Below are 15,901 nucleotides of genomic sequence, written 5' to 3' on the forward strand. Positions count from 1 at the left end.
GACCGCGCGGGCCGAGGAGAGACATGGGCAGCACGGATGGCGGAACGTTCCGCCGGATGCTTCGCAAACTCACCAGTGACGTCGACGAGCTCGACGCACGGGATCTCGCCGAGGACGTCGAGGAGACCGGCGCGCGACCGGCCCGCGACTGCACCTGCGGCGAGGAGGTCACGATGCTGGGCCGGATCCGCAGCGTCGAGCTGTGCCCGGAGAGCGCGGAGGCCACGTTGAAGGCCGAGCTGTTCGACGGCACCGACGGCGTCACGCTGGTCTGGATGGGCCGGCGCCGCATCCCCGGCATCGAGGCGGGCCGCACCATGCGGGTGCGGGGGCGGGTCTCGGTCCGGGACGGCACCAAGGTGATCTACAACCCTTACTACGAGATCTGCCAGACCCAGCAGCAGTGACCCGCCGAGCGATCGGAACCGTGTGAGCGACCACCACCACATCGACCACCGGGACGCGCCGACCACCCGGATCCCCCGGATCGACGGGGCCGGCGCTCCGGAGAGGGAACCGGCCGATCGGCGGGACCGCGAGCGGATGCCGACGCTGCTGGAGCAGATGGGCGGTGTCCCCGGGATCGTCGCGTCGTCGGTGCCGGTAGCGGTGTTCGTCGTGGTCAACCTGATCGGCGGGCTGCAGCCGGCGCTGATCGCCGCGCTGGCCGCCGGCGTCGCCGTCCTGGTGTGGCGGCTGGTCCGCCGGGACCCGATCCAGCCGGCGATCTCCGGGCTGTTCGGAGTCGGGATCTGCGCGCTGGTCGCCCGGCAGACCGGCGAGGCCCGCGGCTTCTACCTGCCCGGGCTGCTGCTCAGCTCGTTCTTCGCGCTGGCCGCGATCGTGTCGATGATCGTGAAGTGGCCGCTGGCCGGCGTGATCTGGAACGGGCTGAACGCGCGCGGCACGCAGTGGCGGCAGAACCCCGTCCTGCTGCGCGCCTACACCCTCGCCACCGGGCTCCTCGCGCTGGTGTTCGCGTCCCGGGTGGTCGTCCAGGGGCTGCTCTACGACGCCAACGCCGAGACCTGGCTGGGTGTCGCCCGGCTCGCGATGGGCTACCCGCTGCTCGCGCTGGCGATCCTGGCGACCGTCCTCATCGTCCGGCGGGCCGAGAGCGGCGCTCCGCGCTCGTGAGTGCTTATCGCGGTTCCGGCCGCGATAACCACTCACGGGCGCGCCAGCGCCTCCCGGATCTCCGCCTCGACCGCGGTCGTCGCCACGAAGAGCAGCTCGTCGCCCGGCTCGAGGGCGTCGTCCGGCTGCGGGACGATCACCCGGCCGCCGCGCAGGATCGTCACCAGCGCCGAGTCCGGCGGCAGTGTCACCGACCGCACCGGGCGCCCGGCCAGCGGCGTCTCGTCGGGCAGCGTCACCTCGACCAGGTTCGCCTGGCCCTGGCGCAGCGTGAGCAGCCGCACCAGGTCCCCGACGGCGACGGCCTCCTCCACCAGCGCGGCCAGCAGTCGCGGGGTGGACACGGCGACGTCGACGCCCCAGTTCTCGCCGAACAGCCACTCGTTGCGCGGGTCGTTCACCCGCGCCACCACCCGGCGCACCCCGAACTCGGTCTTCGCCAGCAGCGACACCACGAGGTTGACCTTGTCGTCGCCGGTGGCGGCGATGACGACGTCGCAGCCCTCGATGCCGGCGTCCTCGAGCGAGGACAGCTCGCAGGCGTCGGCGTGCACCCACTCGGCCTCCGCGACGGCGTTCGGGTCGATCTGGGTGAGCTCGCGCTCGATGAGCATCACCCGGTGCTCGGACTCGACGAGCTCCAGCGCGATCGACCGCCCGACGGCGCCCGCTCCCGCGATCGCGACCCGCATCAGTCCTCCTCGGGCGGCGCCGCGGCGGCCGCCGTCACGTCGCTGACCGTGCCGGAGATCGCCGCCACGTAGACGGTGTCCTCGGCCTGCACGGTGGTGTCCTTGGTCGGCAGCACTCCCGTCCCGAACCGCACGACGAACGCGACCCGCGAGTTCGTGGCCCGCTCCAGGTCGCGGACCGGGCGGCCCACCCAGTCCTCGTGCAGCGGCAGCGGCAGGACGGCCACGGTGCCGGTGGGCTCCCGCCAGGCCGTGGCGACGCCGTCGGGCAGCAGCATCCGCAGCAGCCGGTCGGTCGTCCACGGCACGGTCGCCACGGTGGGGATGCCGAGCCGCTCGTAGACGGCGGCCCGCTTGGCGTCGTAGATCCGCGCGACCACCTTCTCGACGCCGTAGCTCTCCCGCGCGACCCGGGCGGCGATGATGTTCGAGTTGTCGCCCGAGGACACGGCGGCGAACGCGTCCGCGGCGTCCAGCCCGGCCTCGTCGAGGACGCTGCGGTGGAACCCGAAGCCGACGACCTGCCGGCCCCGGAAGTCCGGCCCCAGCCTGCGGAACGCCTGCGGGTCGCGGTCGATCACCGCGACCTCGTGGCCGAGCCGCTCCAGGCCCGAGGCCAGGGACGCGCCGACCCGGCCGCATCCCATGATGACGACGTGCATGGCGGAACGGCTTCCTTCCGGCGGTGCGGCTGCTCGGTGCGGGACGCGACGACTGTCCGACGGCGTCGGGTCCGACGCTAGCGCGTCGCCGTCCGGCACGGGGCATAGGCTGCGCACCGTGTCCAAGTTCGCTGTCGCGTTCAAGCGGCTCGTGGTCGGACGACCGCGCCGCAGCGACCGCCTGACCAGCACGCTCCTGCCGAAGCGGATCGCCCTGCCGGTGTTCGCCTCGGACGCGATGTCGTCCGTTGCCTACGCCCCGGAGGAGATCTTCCTGACCCTGTCGGTGGCCGGTGTCGCGTCCTATGTGATGTCGCCGTGGATCGGGCTGGCGGTCGTCGTCGTGCTGCTGACGGTCGTCGCGAGCTACCGGCAGAACGTGCACGCCTACCCGTCCGGCGGGGGCGACTACGAGGTGGCGACGGTCAACCTCGGCAAGAACGCCGGCCTCACCGTCGCCAGCGCCCTGCTCGTCGACTACACGCTCACCGTCGCCGTGTCGATCTCCGCGGCGGCCGCCAACATCGGCGCCCTGGTGCCGTTCGTCGCCGAGCACAAGGTGCTGTTCGCGGTCTCGGCGATCGTCGTGCTCACCGCGGTCAACCTGCGCGGGGTCCGGGAGTCCGGGGCCATGTTCGCGATCCCCGTCTACGCGTTCGTGTTCGGCGTCGGGACGATGATCGTCTGGGGGCTGACGCGGATCCTGCTGCTCGGCGACGACGTCCGCGCCGCCAGCGCCGACCTGCACCTGGTGGCCGAGGGCGACGCCTACACCGGGCTCGCGCTGATGCTGCTGGTGCTGCGGTCCTTCACCCAGGGCGCGGCCGCGCTGACCGGGGTCGAGGCGATCTCGAACGGGGTGCCGGCGTTCCGCAAGCCCAAGTCGCGCAACGCGGCGACCACGCTGCTGCTGCTCGGCATGATGTCGGTCACGATGTTCATGGGTCTCGTCGCGCTGGCCCAGCTGACGCACGTGCAGATCGCCGAGGACCCGGCCCACCAGTTCCCCGACGCGCCGCCCGGCTACGAGCAGCAGACCATGATCGCGCAGCTGGCCCAGGCCGTGTTCGCCGACTTCCGGCCGGGCTCCTTCTTCGTCATCGTGATGACCGCGCTGATCCTGGTGCTGGCCGCGAACACCGCGTTCAACGGCTTCCCGGTGCTGGGCTCGATCCTGTCCCAGGACCGCTTCCTGCCCCGCCAGCTGCACACCCGCGGCGACCGGCTGGCGTTCTCCAACGGCATCGTGTTGCTGGCGCTGTTCGCGATCCTGCTGGTCGTCGGGTTCCAGGCCGAGGTCACCCGGCTGATCCCGCTCTACACCGTGGGCGTGTTCGTGTCGTTCACGCTCTCCCAGGCCGGCATGGTCCGGCACTGGAACCGGGAGCTGGAGCTCGACCCCGAGCCCGCGCAGCGCCGGAAGATCCGCCGGTCGCAGGCGATCAACGCGTTCGGCGGGGTCATGACCGGGCTCGTGCTGATCACCGTGCTCATCACCAAGTTCACCCTCGGCGCGTGGATCGCGATCGTGGCGATGGGCGGGTTCTTCCTGCTCATGCGGGGGATCCAGCTGCACTACGACCGGGTGTCGGCCGCGCTGGTCGCCGAGGAGAGCGACGACGTGCTGCCGTCGCGCAACCACGCCGTCGTGCTCGTGTCGACGCTGCACAAGCCGACGCTGCGGGCGCTGGCCTACGCCCGGGCCACCCGGCCGGACATCCTCGAGGCCGTCACGGTCAACGTCGACGACACCGACACCAAGAAGCTCGTCGACCAGTGGCACCGGCGGAAGATCCCGGTCCCCCTGAAGGTCGTGGAGTCCCCGTACCGCGAGATCACCCGGCCGGTGCTGGACTACGTGAAGCGGATCCGCTCCGACTCCCCGCGCAACGTCGTGACCGTCTACATCCCGGAGTACGTCGTCGGGCACTGGTGGGAGCAGGTCCTGCACAACCAGAGCGCGCTGCGGCTCAAGACGCGGCTGCTGTTCCAGCCGGGGGTGATGGTGACGAGCGTGCCGTGGCAGCTGCCGTCGTCGTCGCGCACGCGGGCGCTCTCGCCGCTGGACGCGCCCGGCGCGTCCCGGCGCGGCTACCCGGGGCTGGAGCAGCTGCCCGGCGAGCGCCGCGACACCGCCGGCACCGGGCCGGCACCGTCGGGCGCGGTCCGCAGCACGAAGGGGAACCGATGAGCGTGGCACCGGCCACCGACTGGACCGACCGGATGCTCGAGCTCACCGTCGGTCCGGTCGCGCACGGCGGGCACTGCGTCGCCCGCGCCGGTGGGGACGGGCGCCCGGCGGACGACGGCCGGGTCGTGTTCGTCCGGCACGCGCTGCCCGGGGAGCGGGTGCGCGCCGTCGTCACCGAGGACCCGGGCGGGGCATTCTGCCGGGCCGACACCGTCGAGGTCCTGACCGCGTCCCCGGACCGGGTCGAGCCGGCCTGCGTGTGGGCCGGGCCCGGCGGGTGCGGCGGCTGCGACTTCCAGCACGCCACGCCGGCCGCCCAGCGGGCCCTGAAGGCCGACGTCCTGCGGGAGCAGCTGGCCCGGCTGGCCGCGCCGGCCGCGGCGACGGCCGCGGTCCGGTTCGACGAGGTCGTCGTCGAGGAGCTGCCCGGCGGGCCGCTGGGCTGGCGGACCCGGGTGCGGCTGGCCGTCGACGACGACGGCGTCCCCGGCCTGCGTGCGCACCGCAGCCACGACGTGTGCGAGATCCGCGACTGCCCGCTGGTCCCCGGTGGCGCGCTCGAACCCGTCCTCGAGCGGCGGTTCCGGCCCGGGTCCGAGGTGGACGTGACGGTCGTCGGCGGCACAGCGAGTAGCGCCGGCGGATCGCGCGTCGATGCAACCGCCCGGATCGGGGCCGGGTCCACCGTGCACGCCGCGGGCCGGACCTGGGAGCTGTCGGCCGGCACGTTCTGGCAGGTGCACCCGGCGCTGCCCGACACCCTCGCCGGCGTGGTGGGCGACTGGGCCGCCGTGCCGCGCGGCGGTGTCGCCTGGGACCTCTACGGCGGCGTGGGCCTGCTCGGGTCGGTGCTCGCCCGCCAGGTCGGGCCGGACGGGACCGTGCTCGTGGTGGAGTCGTCGCCGTCCGCGGTGGCCGACGGCGCGGCCGCGCTCGCGGATCTCGGGCAGGTGGAGTTCGTCCGGGGCCGCGCGGAACGGGAGATCGGCCGGCTCCGCCCGGACCCGGACGTGGTCGTCACCGATCCGCCGCGGACCGGGCTCGGCCGGGCCGCGGTGCGGGCGCTGGCCGCCCGGCGCCCGCGCCGGATCGTGCACGTCGGCTGCGACCCCGCCGCGCTCGCCCGGGACCTCGCGCTGTTCGCCGGCGCCGGGTACCGGGTGACGCGGCTGCGGGCGTTCGACGCGTTCCCGATGACCCACCACATGGAGGCGGTGGCGCTGCTGGAACCACTGGAGTGAACGGGCCCCGGTTTCCGCGGGACCCGGCGCGGCCGCTAAGCTGGACGAAGAGCTGAATAGGCTGAATGTCGCAAGCCCCCGTATTCCAATCGGCAGAGAAAGCGGTCTCAAACACCGTACAGTGTGGGTTCGAATCCCACCGGGGGCACTGGTCGCCGATTCCTGTCAGGGTGCGGCGCGACACTTCGAGCATGTATCCGCGGGAAGCCGTTGACGACGCCCTGCTCCTTTTTGCCGGTGGGGTGAGCCGTGTCGAGATCTCCAGACGGCTCGGGATCCCGGCGGCGACGGTCCGGCACTGGATACGGGGGTCGCGGCGATCACGCCCGGCCGAGACGGCGTGTTTCCGGTGCGCCGGCACCGCGATCCCGGAATCCTACGCCTACATGCTGGGCATGTATCTGGGAGACGGCCACATCGTCGTCGGACGACGAGGGGTGCAGTCCCTCTCGGTGTTCGGTGACGATATGTGGCCAGGTGTCCTCGATGAGGTCGAGGCGGGCATGGCCGACTTAATGCGCGGAGCGGTGTGCAGGGTCCGGCGGCAGGGCTGTACGCAGGTGAAGAGCTACTCCAAGCACTGGACGTGTCTGTTCCCGCAACACGGGCCCGGAATGAAGCACACCCGGTCCATCCGCCTGGAGGAGTGGCAGCAGCAGATCGTCGACGCCCGTCCGGAGCTGTTCCTGAAAGGCCTGTTCCACTCCGACGGCTGCCGGACGACGAACCGGGTCCGTAGTCGCCGCCCGGACGGGCCGGTCCGCGAGTACGCCTATCCCCGCTGGTTCTTCTACAACACGTCCGACGACATCATGCGCATGGCGGAGGCAGCCCTGGACCAGCTCTGCATCGCGCACCGCCGCGCACGGCCGAACGTGCTGTCGGTGGCCCGCCGGGACGCCGTCGCGGCTCTCGACCGCGCGATCGGGCCCAAGACGTGACCGGGCGCGTCGCGCGGAGGGCGTCCTGGCCGCCCTAGCCGGGATTGCACGCTGGAAGCGTGTTTCCGCACACGAAAGGCCGAAGTGGTTCGGTCGTACCGCTGTTGCCCCGGTAGCCTGGGCCGTCCGGTCGCAGTTCCGTTTCGTCGCTAAGGAGACCCCGGTGACCGACAACGTTCCCGCAGACACGCCGGCCGAGGACGGCCCGCAGCCCGGGTGGCGGGTGCTGGTCGTCGAGGACGAGGCCCTGATCCGGATGGACCTGGCCGAGATGCTCTCCGAGGAGGGCTACCAGATCGCCGGTGAGGCCGGCGACGGTGAGGCCGCGATCGAGCAGGCCCGCGAGCTGAAGCCGGACCTGGTGATCATGGACGTCAAGATGCCCAAGAAGGACGGCATCGAGGCGGCGTCGACGATCGTCGAGGAGAAGATCGCGCCGGTCGTCATGCTCACCGCGTTCAGCCAGCGCGATCTCATCGAGCGCGCCCGCGACGCCGGCGCCATGGCCTACCTGGTCAAGCCGTTCGCCCGGCACGAGCTCGTCCCGGCCATCGAGCTGGCCGTCTCCCGGTTCTCCGAGAAGAAGGCCCTGGAGGACGAGGTCGCGACGCTCAACGAGCGGTTCGAGACCCGCAAGGTCGTCGACCGGGCCAAGGGCCTGCTGATGACCCACCAGAAGATGTCCGAGCCCGAGGCGTTCCGCTGGATCCAGCGCACCGCGATGGACCGCCGGACCACGATGAAGGCGGTCGCCGAGGCCGTCGTGGACGGGCTCGCGACCGCGAAGTCCTGAGCGACGATTCCGGGGCCGCCGGTTCACCGGGAAACGGATCCGTCACGACGCGTCGTGTGATCGACACCCGGACGGTCGAAACGTGACACGGGTGGCCCGGATCATCACATTCGTGTCACGAGTGGTGACCGGATCCCGTTTCCTGGTTCGCGCGTACTAGTTTTCCGCCATCCTCCCGCGCCACGTCGACGGCGGGGGAGCGTCGAAGGGGAACTCGTATGACGCGATCATCGTGGCGAATTGCAGCCCTGGCCGGGGTGGCGTCGCTGGTCCTGGCGGGGTGCGGCGGTGGCGGCGGGGAGCAGGCCGGCTCCGGCGAGGGGGCCGGGACCGGCGAGGCGCCGTCCGCGGCCGGGCAGGCCTGCACCCCGGCACAGGCCCAGCCGACCGGCAACCCCGGGACCGCACCGCTGAAGATCGGTTCGCTGCTACCCGAGACCGGCAGCCTCGCGTTCCTCGGCCCGCCGGAGTTCGCGGGCGTCGAGGTGGCGCTCGAGGAGGTCAACGCGGGCGGCGGCGTCCTGGGCCAGCCGATCCAGCACCTGCGCGGCGACTCCGGCGACGACACCACCGACATCGCCAACCAGACCGTCGACCGGCATCTCGGGGCCGGCACCCAGGTCATCGTCGGCGCGGCGGCGTCCGGCGTGTCCAAGCTGGTCATCGACAAGATCGCCGGTGCCGGCGTGGTCCAGTTCTCGCCGGCGAACACCTCCGACGAGTTCACCTGCTGGCAGGACCGCGGGATGTACTTCCGGACCGCGCCGCCGGACGTCCTCCAGGGGCAGGCACTGGCCCAGCTGATCACCTCGGACGGCGGCCAGCGCGTGTCGCTCCTGGCCCGCAACGACCCGTACGGGTCCGGCCTGGCGAACAGCACCGAGCGGAACCTGGTGAACGCGGGCATCCCGCAGGACCAGATCCAGAAGCTGATCTACGACCCGAACGCCGCGTCGTTCAACCCGGAGATCGACCAGGTCGCGCAGTTCAACCCGGACGCGATCGCGGTCATCGGCTTCGACGAGTCCAAGCGGATCCTGACCCGCATGACGGAGGTGCGGATCGGCCCGTCGCAGAAGCGCGTCTACGGCACGGACGGCAACATGGGCAACGCGCTCGGCGAGGGCCTGCCGCCCGGCCTGCTGAACGGCATGAAGGGCACGCTGCCGCTGACCGAGCTGTCGGGTGACTTCCAGAACCGTCTCAAGGCGCAGGACCCGGCGCTGACCGACTTCAACTACGCCGCGGAGTCCTACGACGCGGTCGTGCTCTCGGCGCTCGCGGCCGAGGCGGCGAAGTCGACCAACGGCCCGGACATCGCGACCCAGATCAACGCGATCACCAAGGGCGGCGAGAAGTGCACCACGTACGCGGCGTGCAAGGCGATCGTCGCCCGGGGCGGTGACGTCGACTACGACGGCGCGACCGGCACGCTCGACTTCACCGACGCCGGTGAGCCGGGCTCGGGGTCGTACGGCGTGCAGACGTTCGACGCCCAGAACAAGATCAGCCCGAACGTGACCTACGTCCGCGTGGGTGCCCAGGGCTGAGGCGACGGATCACCGGGGGCGGGCCGTCACGGTCCGCCCCCGGAGTTCCGTTCGGGCGATTCCGGGCGGGGTATCAGTCCTTCTTCTCCCGGCTCCCGGCGAGCGTGCCCAGGTACAGCTCGATGACCTTCGGGTCGTTCAGCAGCTCCCGGCCCCCCGCGGTGTAGGCGGCCCGGCCCTGGTCGAGCACGTAGCCGCGGTCGCAGATCTGCAGGCAGCGGCGGGCGTTCTGCTCCACCATGATCACCGAGACGCCCGCGGCGTTGATCCGCTTGCAGCGCACGAACACCTCGTCCTGCAGCATCGGCGACAGGCCCGCGGAGGGCTCGTCGAGCAGCAGCACCGAGGGCGACATCATCAGCGCCCGGCCCATCGCGACCATCTGGCGCTCCCCGCCGGACAGCGATCCCGCCTTGGTCCGGCGGCGCTGCCCCAGCATCGGGAAGAGCTCGGCGACCTCCTCGAACCGGGCCGCGAACGACTTCGGCCGCAGGTAGACCCCCATCTGCAGGTTCTCCTCGATCGACAGCGAGGGGAACACGTTGTCCCGCTGGGGCACGTAGCCGAGCCCCCGGGTGACCAGCGCGTGCGCGCGGGCACCGGTGATGTCGCTGTCACGCAGCCGGATCGTGCCGCTGCGCACCGGGATCAGTCCGAACATCGCCTTGAGCAGCGTCGACTTGCCCGCGCCGTTCGGGCCGATGATCCCGACGATCTCGCCGTCGCGCAGGAAGAAGTCGCTGCGGTGCAGGATGTCGACGCCGGGCACGTACCCGGCGACCAGGGCGTCGACGCGCACCAGCGCGCCCTCGGCGAGGCGGGCGTGCACCTCGGGCGTCGCCGCCTGTTCCGGGGTCAGGACGCCGTCGGTGCCCGGGGCCTGCTCGCTCATGTCCGCTTCCCCTCGTCCGCCTCCTGCTCGGCGGCCTCCATCTCGGCGACCAGGGCGGCCGTCTCGCCGACCGGGTTGCCCTCGGCGTCGAACTCCAGCAGCCGGTCGTGGTGCGCACCGAGGTAGGCGTCGACGACCGCCGGGTTCGACGACAGCGCCGACGGCGGCCCCTCCGCGATCACCTGTCCCTGGGCCATGACGACGACCCAGTCGCTGATGTCCCGGATGACGTCCATGTCGTGCTCGACGAACACGACGCTCATGCCCTCGTCGCGCAGCGACTTGACGTGCCGCAGCAGGCTCTGGGTGAGCGCCGGGTTCACGCCAGCCATCGGCTCGTCCAGCATGACGACCTTGGGCTCCATCATCAGCGCCCGCGCCATCTCGAGCAGCTTGCGCTGCCCGCCGGACAGCGATCCGGCGAGGTCGTCGGCCTTGGCCTCCAGCTGGAACCGGGCCAGCAGCTCGCGCGCCCGCTCGGTGACCTGGCGTTCCTGGGCCCCCCACGCGGTGAACAGTGCCCCCATGAAGCTCTCGCCGCGCTGCCCGGTGGCGCCGAGGCGCATGTTGTCCATGACGGTCATGCCGGCCAGTGCCTTGGTCAGCTGGAAGGTCCGGACCACGCCGAGGCGCGCCACCCGGTGCGGGGGCAGCTTCTGCAGCGGCGCGCCCTCGTACACCCAGGTGCCGGTGTCGGCCCGGTCGAAGCCGGTGAGCAGGTTGAACAGGGTCGTCTTGCCGGCGCCGTTCGGCCCGATCAGGCCGGTGATGGCGCCGCGCTGGAACTCCAGGTGGGTGACGTCGACGGCGGTCAGCCCGCCGAAGGTGCGGGTCACGTCGTCGGCGACGAGCACCGGGTCCGGCTTGGCGACCCCCGGCTCCGGTGCGACGCCGGCCAGCGCGTGGGCGGGGTCGTCGGCGGCCGGCGGCGCGCCCCGGGCCGGGCCGGCGTGCTCGTCCGCGAACGCGGTGTCCCGGGTGATCTCGGTGTCCCGGTCCCCGCCGGGCCCGTCGGGCACGCGGTCAGCGGCCATCGCCGAGCACCTCCCTCCGGCGTCCGAAGATGCCTTGCGGCCGGAACACCATCATGAACCCCAGGAAGGCGCCGACGAGCACGAAACGGATGGCGCCGACGTCCTGGGACGAGATGACGGGCAGCAGCGGCGACTCGCCCGCGGTGGCCTGGCGCAGGAACGCGTCGGCGACCGAGAGCAGGAACCAGAACGCCATCGCGCCGATCACGGGCCCGAGCACCCGGCCCGCGCCGCCGAGGATCAGCGCGGCGTAGGCGAAGAACGTCTGCGGCGGCGAGTAGAAGTCCGGGGTCAGCGACTGGGTCGACAGTGCGAACACGATGCCACCCAGCGCGCCGAACACCCCGCCGAGGGCGAGCGCCTGCATCTTGTAGGCGAACACGTTCTTGCCCAGCGCCCGGGCCGCTTCCTCGTCCTCCCGGATGGCCTTGAGCACCCGGCCCCACGGGCTGCGCACCAGCAGCCAGGTGAGCAGCACGCAGAGCCCGACGACCGTCCAGCCGACGAGGATCGCCCACAGGTCGGGGCCGCGGACGTCCAGCCCGAGCAGCGAGTAGGACGGCCGGGTGAACGGGTTCGCCCCGGCGAAGGTGTCGGCGAAGCCGGTGAGGCCCTGGGTGCCGCCGGTGAACCCGGTCTGCGACGTCGAGCGGGTGATCAGGCGCAGGATCTCCGACGCCGCGATCGTCACGATGGCCAGGTAGTCGGCCCGCAGGCGCAGCGTCGGGATGCCCAGCACCAGCGCCAGCGCGACCCCGCAGGCCATGCCGATCAGGATGCCCAGCCAGAGCGGGGCGCCGTAGTTCGCCACCGCGATGCCCATGCCGTACGCGCCGACCAGCGCGAACCCGATCTGGCCGAAGTTGAGCAGGCCGGTGTAGCCGAAGTGGATGTTGAGGCCGAGCGCCAGAAGCGTGAAGAAGATCGCCGAGGGCCCGATCAGCTGGGAGAAGCCGACGGTCAGGAGCTGTCCGAAGTCGATCATGGCGCGCGCCTTCAGCCGATCCGGGCCCGGGAGCCGAGCAGGCCCTGTGGGCGGAACACCAGGATCACGATCAGCACCGCCAGGCCGCCGAGGTACTTGAGGTCCAGGGGCAGCACCAGCGTGGAGAGCTGGACCAGGATGCCCACGATCAGGCAGCCCAGCAGCGCGCCGTACGCGGTGCCGAGGCCGCCCAGGATGACGCCGGCGAACATGAGCAGCAGCAGCCGGAAGCCCATCTCGTACTGGACGGTGCTGGACAGCTCCGACAGCGCGAACAGCACGCCGCCGAGGGTGGCCAGCGCGCCCCCGAGCATCCAGACGAACAGGATCACCCGGTCGACGTTGATCCCGGAGGACGCGGCGAGGTCGCGGTTGTCCGACACCGCGCGCATCGCCTTCCCGATCCGGGTCTTCTGCAGCAGCAACGCGATCGCGACCAGCACGACGATCGAGATCCCGATCGCCGACAGGTCCTTGTCGGTCAGCGCGACCGGCCCGTAGTTCCGCACGGTCTGCGCGGTGTAGTCGGTGAACGACTCCGACCGCCCGCCGAAGAAGATCAGCACCAGGTAGCGCAGCGCGATCGACAGGCCGATCGAGACGACGAGCTGGGCGATCAACCCGGCCCCGCGATGGCGCAGCCTGCGCCAGATGCCGAGCTCGTTGGCCGCGCCGAGCAGGGCACCGATCAGCATCGCGATGATCGTCGCGGGGATCAGCTGGACGCCGCCGGCCACGTTCACGTACCAGGCGACGGCGGCGCCGATGGTGACCATCTCGCCGTGCGCGAAGTTGGTGAGGCCGGTGGTACCGAAGATCAGCGACAGGCCGACCGCGGAGATCCCGATGACCAGGCCGAAGCGGATGCCGTCGACGAACAGGCGGACGAAGATCGCGAACCCGCCCGCGCCCAGCCCCTCGGCCTCCTCGCCGAAACGGAACACGACCGTGTTCAGCGAGCCCGCGGTCACCTGGCGGGTGGTCTCGCCCTGCAGCACCTGGGTGCCGGGCGGGAGGGTGGTCTCGTCGAGCCGGAACGTGTAGCTCCCGGCGGCCGGGACGGTGAGCTGCCACCGGCCGTCGGGCCGCGAGGTGGCCTCGGCGGCCCGGACGCCGTCCCGTTCGGCGACGATCGTCACGTTGGCCAGCGGGCGCCCGTTCTGGTCGCGCAGGGTGCCGCTGACGTCGATGCCGTCCTGCTGCTGCGCGACCGCGGCGGGTGCCGGGGCCGGGGGAGCGGCGGGTGCGGCGGCCGCCGCCGCACCCGCGAGGGCGACCGTGCCGATCAGCGCGACCAGCAGCCCGGTCAGCCAGCGGAACGCGGCCGGGGACCGTCGCGGGACCCCGGCGCGGACGGTCACCGCGCGGCCGGCGCGCCCGCGGGGCGGAGTGCGAGGTGGTGACACGTGGGCCGTCCTCGTGCTGCGTCCAGCGACCACCCGGGCGGGTGATCGGGGCGAACCTAGCCGAGGACGGGACTGGTACGAACGTCTCGGACGCGGCCGTGGCCGAGACGTAACCCGCCCGTGCCGCAGCGCGACACTCAGGACACGAGCGGTCGTGTGTCCCGGTGCAGGCAGGTCAGCTTCGCGGTGCACACGCGACGGCCGTCGTCGTCGACGAGAACGATCTCGGACGTCGAGGTGGACCGCCCCACGTGGACCGGCCGGGCCGTGCCGGTGACCGAGCCGGTGGTCGCGGAACGGTGGTGGGTGCAGGCCAGCTCCAGGCCGACCGGGAACCGGTCCGGCAACGCGTGCAGTGCGGAGAGGACGGACCCCAGCGTCTCGGCGAGGACGGCGCTGGCGCCGCCGTGCAGCAGCCCGTAGGGCTGGCGGTTGCCCTCGACCGGCATCCGGCCGACGACCGCGTCGGGTCCCGCCTCGAGGATCTCGATGCCCATCCGGGCGGTGAGCTGCTCCAGGGCGTGCTGTGGCTGCATGTCGGGCAGCTCGGTGAGATCGATCGGCACGCCGACGATCGTAGGTTGCGCCGGACCCTTCCCGGCCTCCGAGGGGAGCGGCGCCGGACACATCACACGGCTCTGGCTTGCCGCCCGCACCCGGTTCCGCGATCTTGAGCAGGACCGACGTCCCCTACCCCCGGAACGAGGAGCGATGGCCGACACCAGGCCGACCGCCGCCGAGGCGTGGTCGATGATGCTCGAGGGCAACGGGCGCTGGCAGCGCGACGAGCGCCAGGATCCCCGCCGGTCGGCGGAGGAGCGGGCCGCCGCGGTGGCCGGTCAGACCCCGGCCGCGATGATCCTGTCGTGCTCGGACTCGCGGGTCCCCGCCGAGCTGGTGTTCGACCTCGGACTGGGGGACCTGTTCGTCGTGCGTACGGCCGGGCAGGTCGTCGACGACGCCGTGCGCGGCACCCTCGCGTTCGGAGCCGGCGCGCTGGGCATCCCGCTGCTGGTGGTGCTCGGTCACTCGCAGTGCGGCGCGGTGAAGGCCGCGGTGGCGGTCGCCGGCGGCGAACCCGCGCCGGAGCCGGCCACGCTCGGCGCGCTGGTCGGCGACATCGTGCCGGTGTGCGTGGGGGAGGGCGACGACGAGAAGGCCGGCGTGGCCGCGGCGGTCGACGCCAACGTCCGGCGGGTGGTCGCCCAGCTGACGTCGGACCCGTCGCTGTCGGGCGCGGTCTGCAACAACCGCCTGACGATCATCGGCGCGCGCTACGACCTGGAGACCGGCGCCGTCGTCGAGGTGTAGCCGGAGCCGGGTCAGCCCGGGCGGCGGGTCACGAAGATCGCCGTGCCGGGGAAGAGCTCGCCGCGCAGCCGGGACCACTGGCCCCACACCCGCTCGTGGCCCTCGGGCCACTCCGGCTCGACCAGGTCCTCGAGGACCAGCCCGGCGGCGACGACGTCCCGGACGCGGTCGCCGAGCGTGCGGTGGTGCTCGACGTAGGTGGCCCGGCCCGCGCCGTCGACCTCCAGGTACGGGGTGCGGTCGAAGTAGGACTGCACCACGGTGAGGCCGCGCTCGCCGGGGTCGTCCGGGAAGACCCAGCGCATCGGGTGGTTCACCGCGAACACCCACCGCCCGCCGGGGCGCAGCACCCGGTGCACCTCGCGCATGACCCGCCCCGGGTCGGCCACGAACGGGACCGCACCGAACGCCGAGCACGCGAGGTCGAACGTGCCGTCGGCGAACGGCAGGTGCTCGGCACCGGCCTGCACCAGCGGCACGTCGACGCCGAGCTCGCGGTTGAGCCGGGCGGCGTGCCGCAGCATCCCGGCCGAGACGTCCAGCGCGACCGGGTGGGCACCCTGGGCCGCCAGCCACCGGCTGCACGGCGCGGAGCCGGCTCCCACCTCCAGGACCCGCTTGCCGGCCAGCGAGGCGCGCGGGCCGAGCAGCTCGGCCTCGGCCTCGTGCAGGTTCTCCGGGCACCAGACGAACTCGGCGTCGCCGATGTCGGCACCGTGCTCGGCGAGGTAGGCGTCGGCGTCGGCGTCCCACCAGCGGCGGCCGGCCGCCTCGGACTCGGCGGGGCCGACCGGGCGCCGGGCGACGCCCGCGGTGCCGACGGCGATCTCGGCGGAGTGGAACTCGTCGCGGCTGCTCATGACCACCCGATCGTCGCAGTACCGGGGCCCGGGCCCGCGACCCGCCCGAATGCCCGACCCGCATTGCCCCGATCTTTCCGGGCCGCGTAGCATGCATCGCGCACCGTGGTCAACGTGTCGGAGGACCGCCCGGCGCCACTCCTGCGCCGGTTCGCGAGAGTCCGTCGCAACGAGGTTCCGACCACGGGAATCGACGCCAGAGGGTG

16 protein-coding genes and 1 tRNA gene are annotated in these 15,901 nt (G+C 72.4%); 9 read left to right on the forward strand and 8 right to left on the reverse strand.

All coding sequences use genetic code 11. From position 1 onward, the window contains the following. Positions 1-23: 23 nt before the first annotated feature. Together H7X46_RS10835 and H7X46_RS10840 are read left to right on the forward strand one after the other, a co-directional pair. Complete coding sequence (locus tag H7X46_RS10835) at positions 24-407, forward strand: OB-fold nucleic acid binding domain-containing protein (protein ID WP_186359279.1); 384 nt, start codon at positions 24-26, stop codon at positions 405-407. 22 nt (positions 408-429) lie between these two features. Next, complete coding sequence (locus tag H7X46_RS10840) at positions 430-1,137, forward strand: DUF3159 domain-containing protein (protein ID WP_186359280.1); 708 nt, start codon at positions 430-432, stop codon at positions 1,135-1,137. Between the two features lie 32 nt (positions 1,138-1,169). On the opposite strand, the gene H7X46_RS10845 is transcribed toward H7X46_RS10840, so the two are convergent. Both H7X46_RS10845 and H7X46_RS10850 read right to left on the reverse strand, forming a co-directional pair. Then, positions 1,170-1,829 (reverse strand): TrkA family potassium uptake protein, encoded by a 660-nt coding sequence (locus H7X46_RS10845; RefSeq protein ID WP_186359281.1) that lies wholly within the window; start codon positions 1,827-1,829, stop codon positions 1,170-1,172. Next, positions 1,829-2,491, reverse strand: coding sequence for a TrkA family potassium uptake protein (locus H7X46_RS10850; RefSeq protein ID WP_186359282.1), 663 nt, complete (start codon positions 2,489-2,491; stop codon positions 1,829-1,831). The genes H7X46_RS10845 and H7X46_RS10850 overlap by 1 nt, the downstream gene beginning before the upstream one ends. 118 nt (positions 2,492-2,609) lie before the next feature. Between H7X46_RS10850 and H7X46_RS10855 the strand changes: the two genes are divergently transcribed. The 6 genes from H7X46_RS10855 to H7X46_RS10880 all read left to right on the forward strand — a co-directional run bounded on the left by H7X46_RS10855 (position 2,610) and on the right by H7X46_RS10880 (position 9,207). Beyond that, on the forward strand, positions 2,610-4,682 hold the full coding sequence (locus tag H7X46_RS10855) for an APC family permease (protein ID WP_186359283.1): 2,073 nt from the start codon (positions 2,610-2,612) through the stop codon (positions 4,680-4,682). Next, complete coding sequence (locus H7X46_RS10860; RefSeq protein ID WP_186359284.1) at positions 4,679-5,923, forward strand: class I SAM-dependent RNA methyltransferase; 1,245 nt, start codon at positions 4,679-4,681, stop codon at positions 5,921-5,923. The genes H7X46_RS10855 and H7X46_RS10860 overlap by 4 nt, the downstream gene beginning before the upstream one ends. Positions 5,924-5,997: 74 nt before the next feature. Further along, a tRNA-Leu gene (locus H7X46_RS10865) sits at positions 5,998-6,071 on the forward strand. A 43-nt stretch (positions 6,072-6,114) separates the two neighbouring features. After that, a complete protein-coding gene (locus tag H7X46_RS10870) occupies positions 6,115-6,864 on the forward strand; it encodes a helix-turn-helix domain-containing protein (RefSeq protein ID WP_186359285.1) in 750 nt (249 codons plus the stop codon). A gap of 163 nt (positions 6,865-7,027) precedes the next feature. Beyond that, on the forward strand, positions 7,028-7,657 hold the full coding sequence (locus H7X46_RS10875; protein ID WP_186359286.1) for a response regulator: 630 nt from the start codon (positions 7,028-7,030) through the stop codon (positions 7,655-7,657). A 218-nt stretch (positions 7,658-7,875) separates the two neighbouring features. Continuing rightward, positions 7,876-9,207: an ABC transporter substrate-binding protein gene (locus H7X46_RS10880; RefSeq protein ID WP_186359287.1), complete on the forward strand. Its 1,332-nt coding sequence runs from the start codon at positions 7,876-7,878 to the stop codon at positions 9,205-9,207. Positions 9,208-9,280: 73 nt separating this feature from the next. Here the strand turns inward: H7X46_RS10880 and H7X46_RS10885 are convergent, their stop codons facing one another. The 5 genes from H7X46_RS10885 to H7X46_RS10905 form a co-directional block, all read right to left on the reverse strand. Next, the gene (locus tag H7X46_RS10885) at positions 9,281-10,099 is read right to left on the reverse strand and encodes an ABC transporter ATP-binding protein (RefSeq protein ID WP_186359288.1); all 819 of its coding nucleotides are present in this window, start codon (positions 10,097-10,099) and stop codon (positions 9,281-9,283) included. Continuing rightward, positions 10,096-11,133 (reverse strand): ABC transporter ATP-binding protein, encoded by a 1,038-nt coding sequence (locus tag H7X46_RS10890; protein WP_186359289.1) that lies wholly within the window; start codon positions 11,131-11,133, stop codon positions 10,096-10,098. Before H7X46_RS10890 ends, H7X46_RS10885 begins: the two co-directional genes overlap by 4 nt. Next, complete coding sequence (locus tag H7X46_RS10895; RefSeq protein WP_186359290.1) at positions 11,123-12,118, reverse strand: branched-chain amino acid ABC transporter permease; 996 nt, start codon at positions 12,116-12,118, stop codon at positions 11,123-11,125. The genes H7X46_RS10890 and H7X46_RS10895 overlap by 11 nt, the downstream gene beginning before the upstream one ends. Before the next feature lie 11 nt (positions 12,119-12,129). After that, the gene (locus H7X46_RS10900) at positions 12,130-13,524 is read right to left on the reverse strand and encodes a branched-chain amino acid ABC transporter permease (RefSeq protein WP_370588704.1); all 1,395 of its coding nucleotides are present in this window, start codon (positions 13,522-13,524) and stop codon (positions 12,130-12,132) included. Between the two features lie 137 nt (positions 13,525-13,661). Continuing rightward, positions 13,662-14,060: a PaaI family thioesterase gene (locus H7X46_RS10905; RefSeq protein WP_186362592.1), complete on the reverse strand. Its 399-nt coding sequence runs from the start codon at positions 14,058-14,060 to the stop codon at positions 13,662-13,664. Positions 14,061-14,235: 175 nt separating this feature from the next. Here H7X46_RS10905 and H7X46_RS10910 point away from each other — a divergent pair, with 175 nt between their 5' ends. Then, entirely contained in the window at positions 14,236-14,835 is a 600-nt protein-coding gene (locus tag H7X46_RS10910; protein WP_186359291.1) for a carbonic anhydrase, read from the forward strand. 11 nt (positions 14,836-14,846) lie between these two features. Here the strand turns inward: H7X46_RS10910 and H7X46_RS10915 are convergent, their stop codons facing one another. Beyond that, the gene (locus tag H7X46_RS10915; protein ID WP_186359292.1) at positions 14,847-15,695 is read right to left on the reverse strand and encodes a class I SAM-dependent methyltransferase; all 849 of its coding nucleotides are present in this window, start codon (positions 15,693-15,695) and stop codon (positions 14,847-14,849) included. Between the last annotated feature and the right edge of the window lie 206 nt (positions 15,696-15,901).

Source organism: Pseudonocardia sp. C8 (genome assembly GCF_014267175.1).
Taxonomy (GTDB): Bacteria; Actinomycetota; Actinomycetes; order Mycobacteriales; family Pseudonocardiaceae; genus Pseudonocardia.

What these genes read in the sequence shown, in the direction of transcription:
- H7X46_RS10860 (WP_186359284.1), top strand. Translation starts at nt 4,679, where the DNA reads ATGAGCGTGGCACCGGCCACCGACTGGACCGACCGGATGCTCGAGCTC.
- H7X46_RS10910 (WP_186359291.1), top strand. Translation starts at nt 14,236, where the DNA reads ATGGCCGACACCAGGCCGACCGCCGCCGAGGCGTGGTCGATGATGCTC.
- H7X46_RS10915 (WP_186359292.1), bottom strand. Translation starts at nt 15,695, where the DNA reads ATGAGCAGCCGCGACGAGTTCCACTCCGCCGAGATCGCCGTCGGCACC.
- H7X46_RS10870 (WP_186359285.1), top strand. Translation starts at nt 6,115, where the DNA reads ATGTATCCGCGGGAAGCCGTTGACGACGCCCTGCTCCTTTTTGCCGGT.
- H7X46_RS10905 (WP_186362592.1), bottom strand. Translation starts at nt 14,060, where the DNA reads ATGCAGCCACAGCACGCCCTGGAGCAGCTCACCGCCCGGATGGGCATC.
- H7X46_RS10885 (WP_186359288.1), bottom strand. Translation starts at nt 10,099, where the DNA reads ATGAGCGAGCAGGCCCCGGGCACCGACGGCGTCCTGACCCCGGAACAG.
- H7X46_RS10890 (WP_186359289.1), bottom strand. Translation starts at nt 11,133, where the DNA reads ATGGCCGCTGACCGCGTGCCCGACGGGCCCGGCGGGGACCGGGACACC.
- H7X46_RS10895 (WP_186359290.1), bottom strand. Translation starts at nt 12,118, where the DNA reads ATGATCGACTTCGGACAGCTCCTGACCGTCGGCTTCTCCCAGCTGATC.
- H7X46_RS10880 (WP_186359287.1), top strand. Translation starts at nt 7,876, where the DNA reads ATGACGCGATCATCGTGGCGAATTGCAGCCCTGGCCGGGGTGGCGTCG.
- H7X46_RS10835 (WP_186359279.1), top strand. Translation starts at nt 24, where the DNA reads ATGGGCAGCACGGATGGCGGAACGTTCCGCCGGATGCTTCGCAAACTC.
- H7X46_RS10845 (WP_186359281.1), bottom strand. Translation starts at nt 1,829, where the DNA reads ATGCGGGTCGCGATCGCGGGAGCGGGCGCCGTCGGGCGGTCGATCGCG.
- H7X46_RS10850 (WP_186359282.1), bottom strand. Translation starts at nt 2,491, where the DNA reads ATGCACGTCGTCATCATGGGATGCGGCCGGGTCGGCGCGTCCCTGGCC.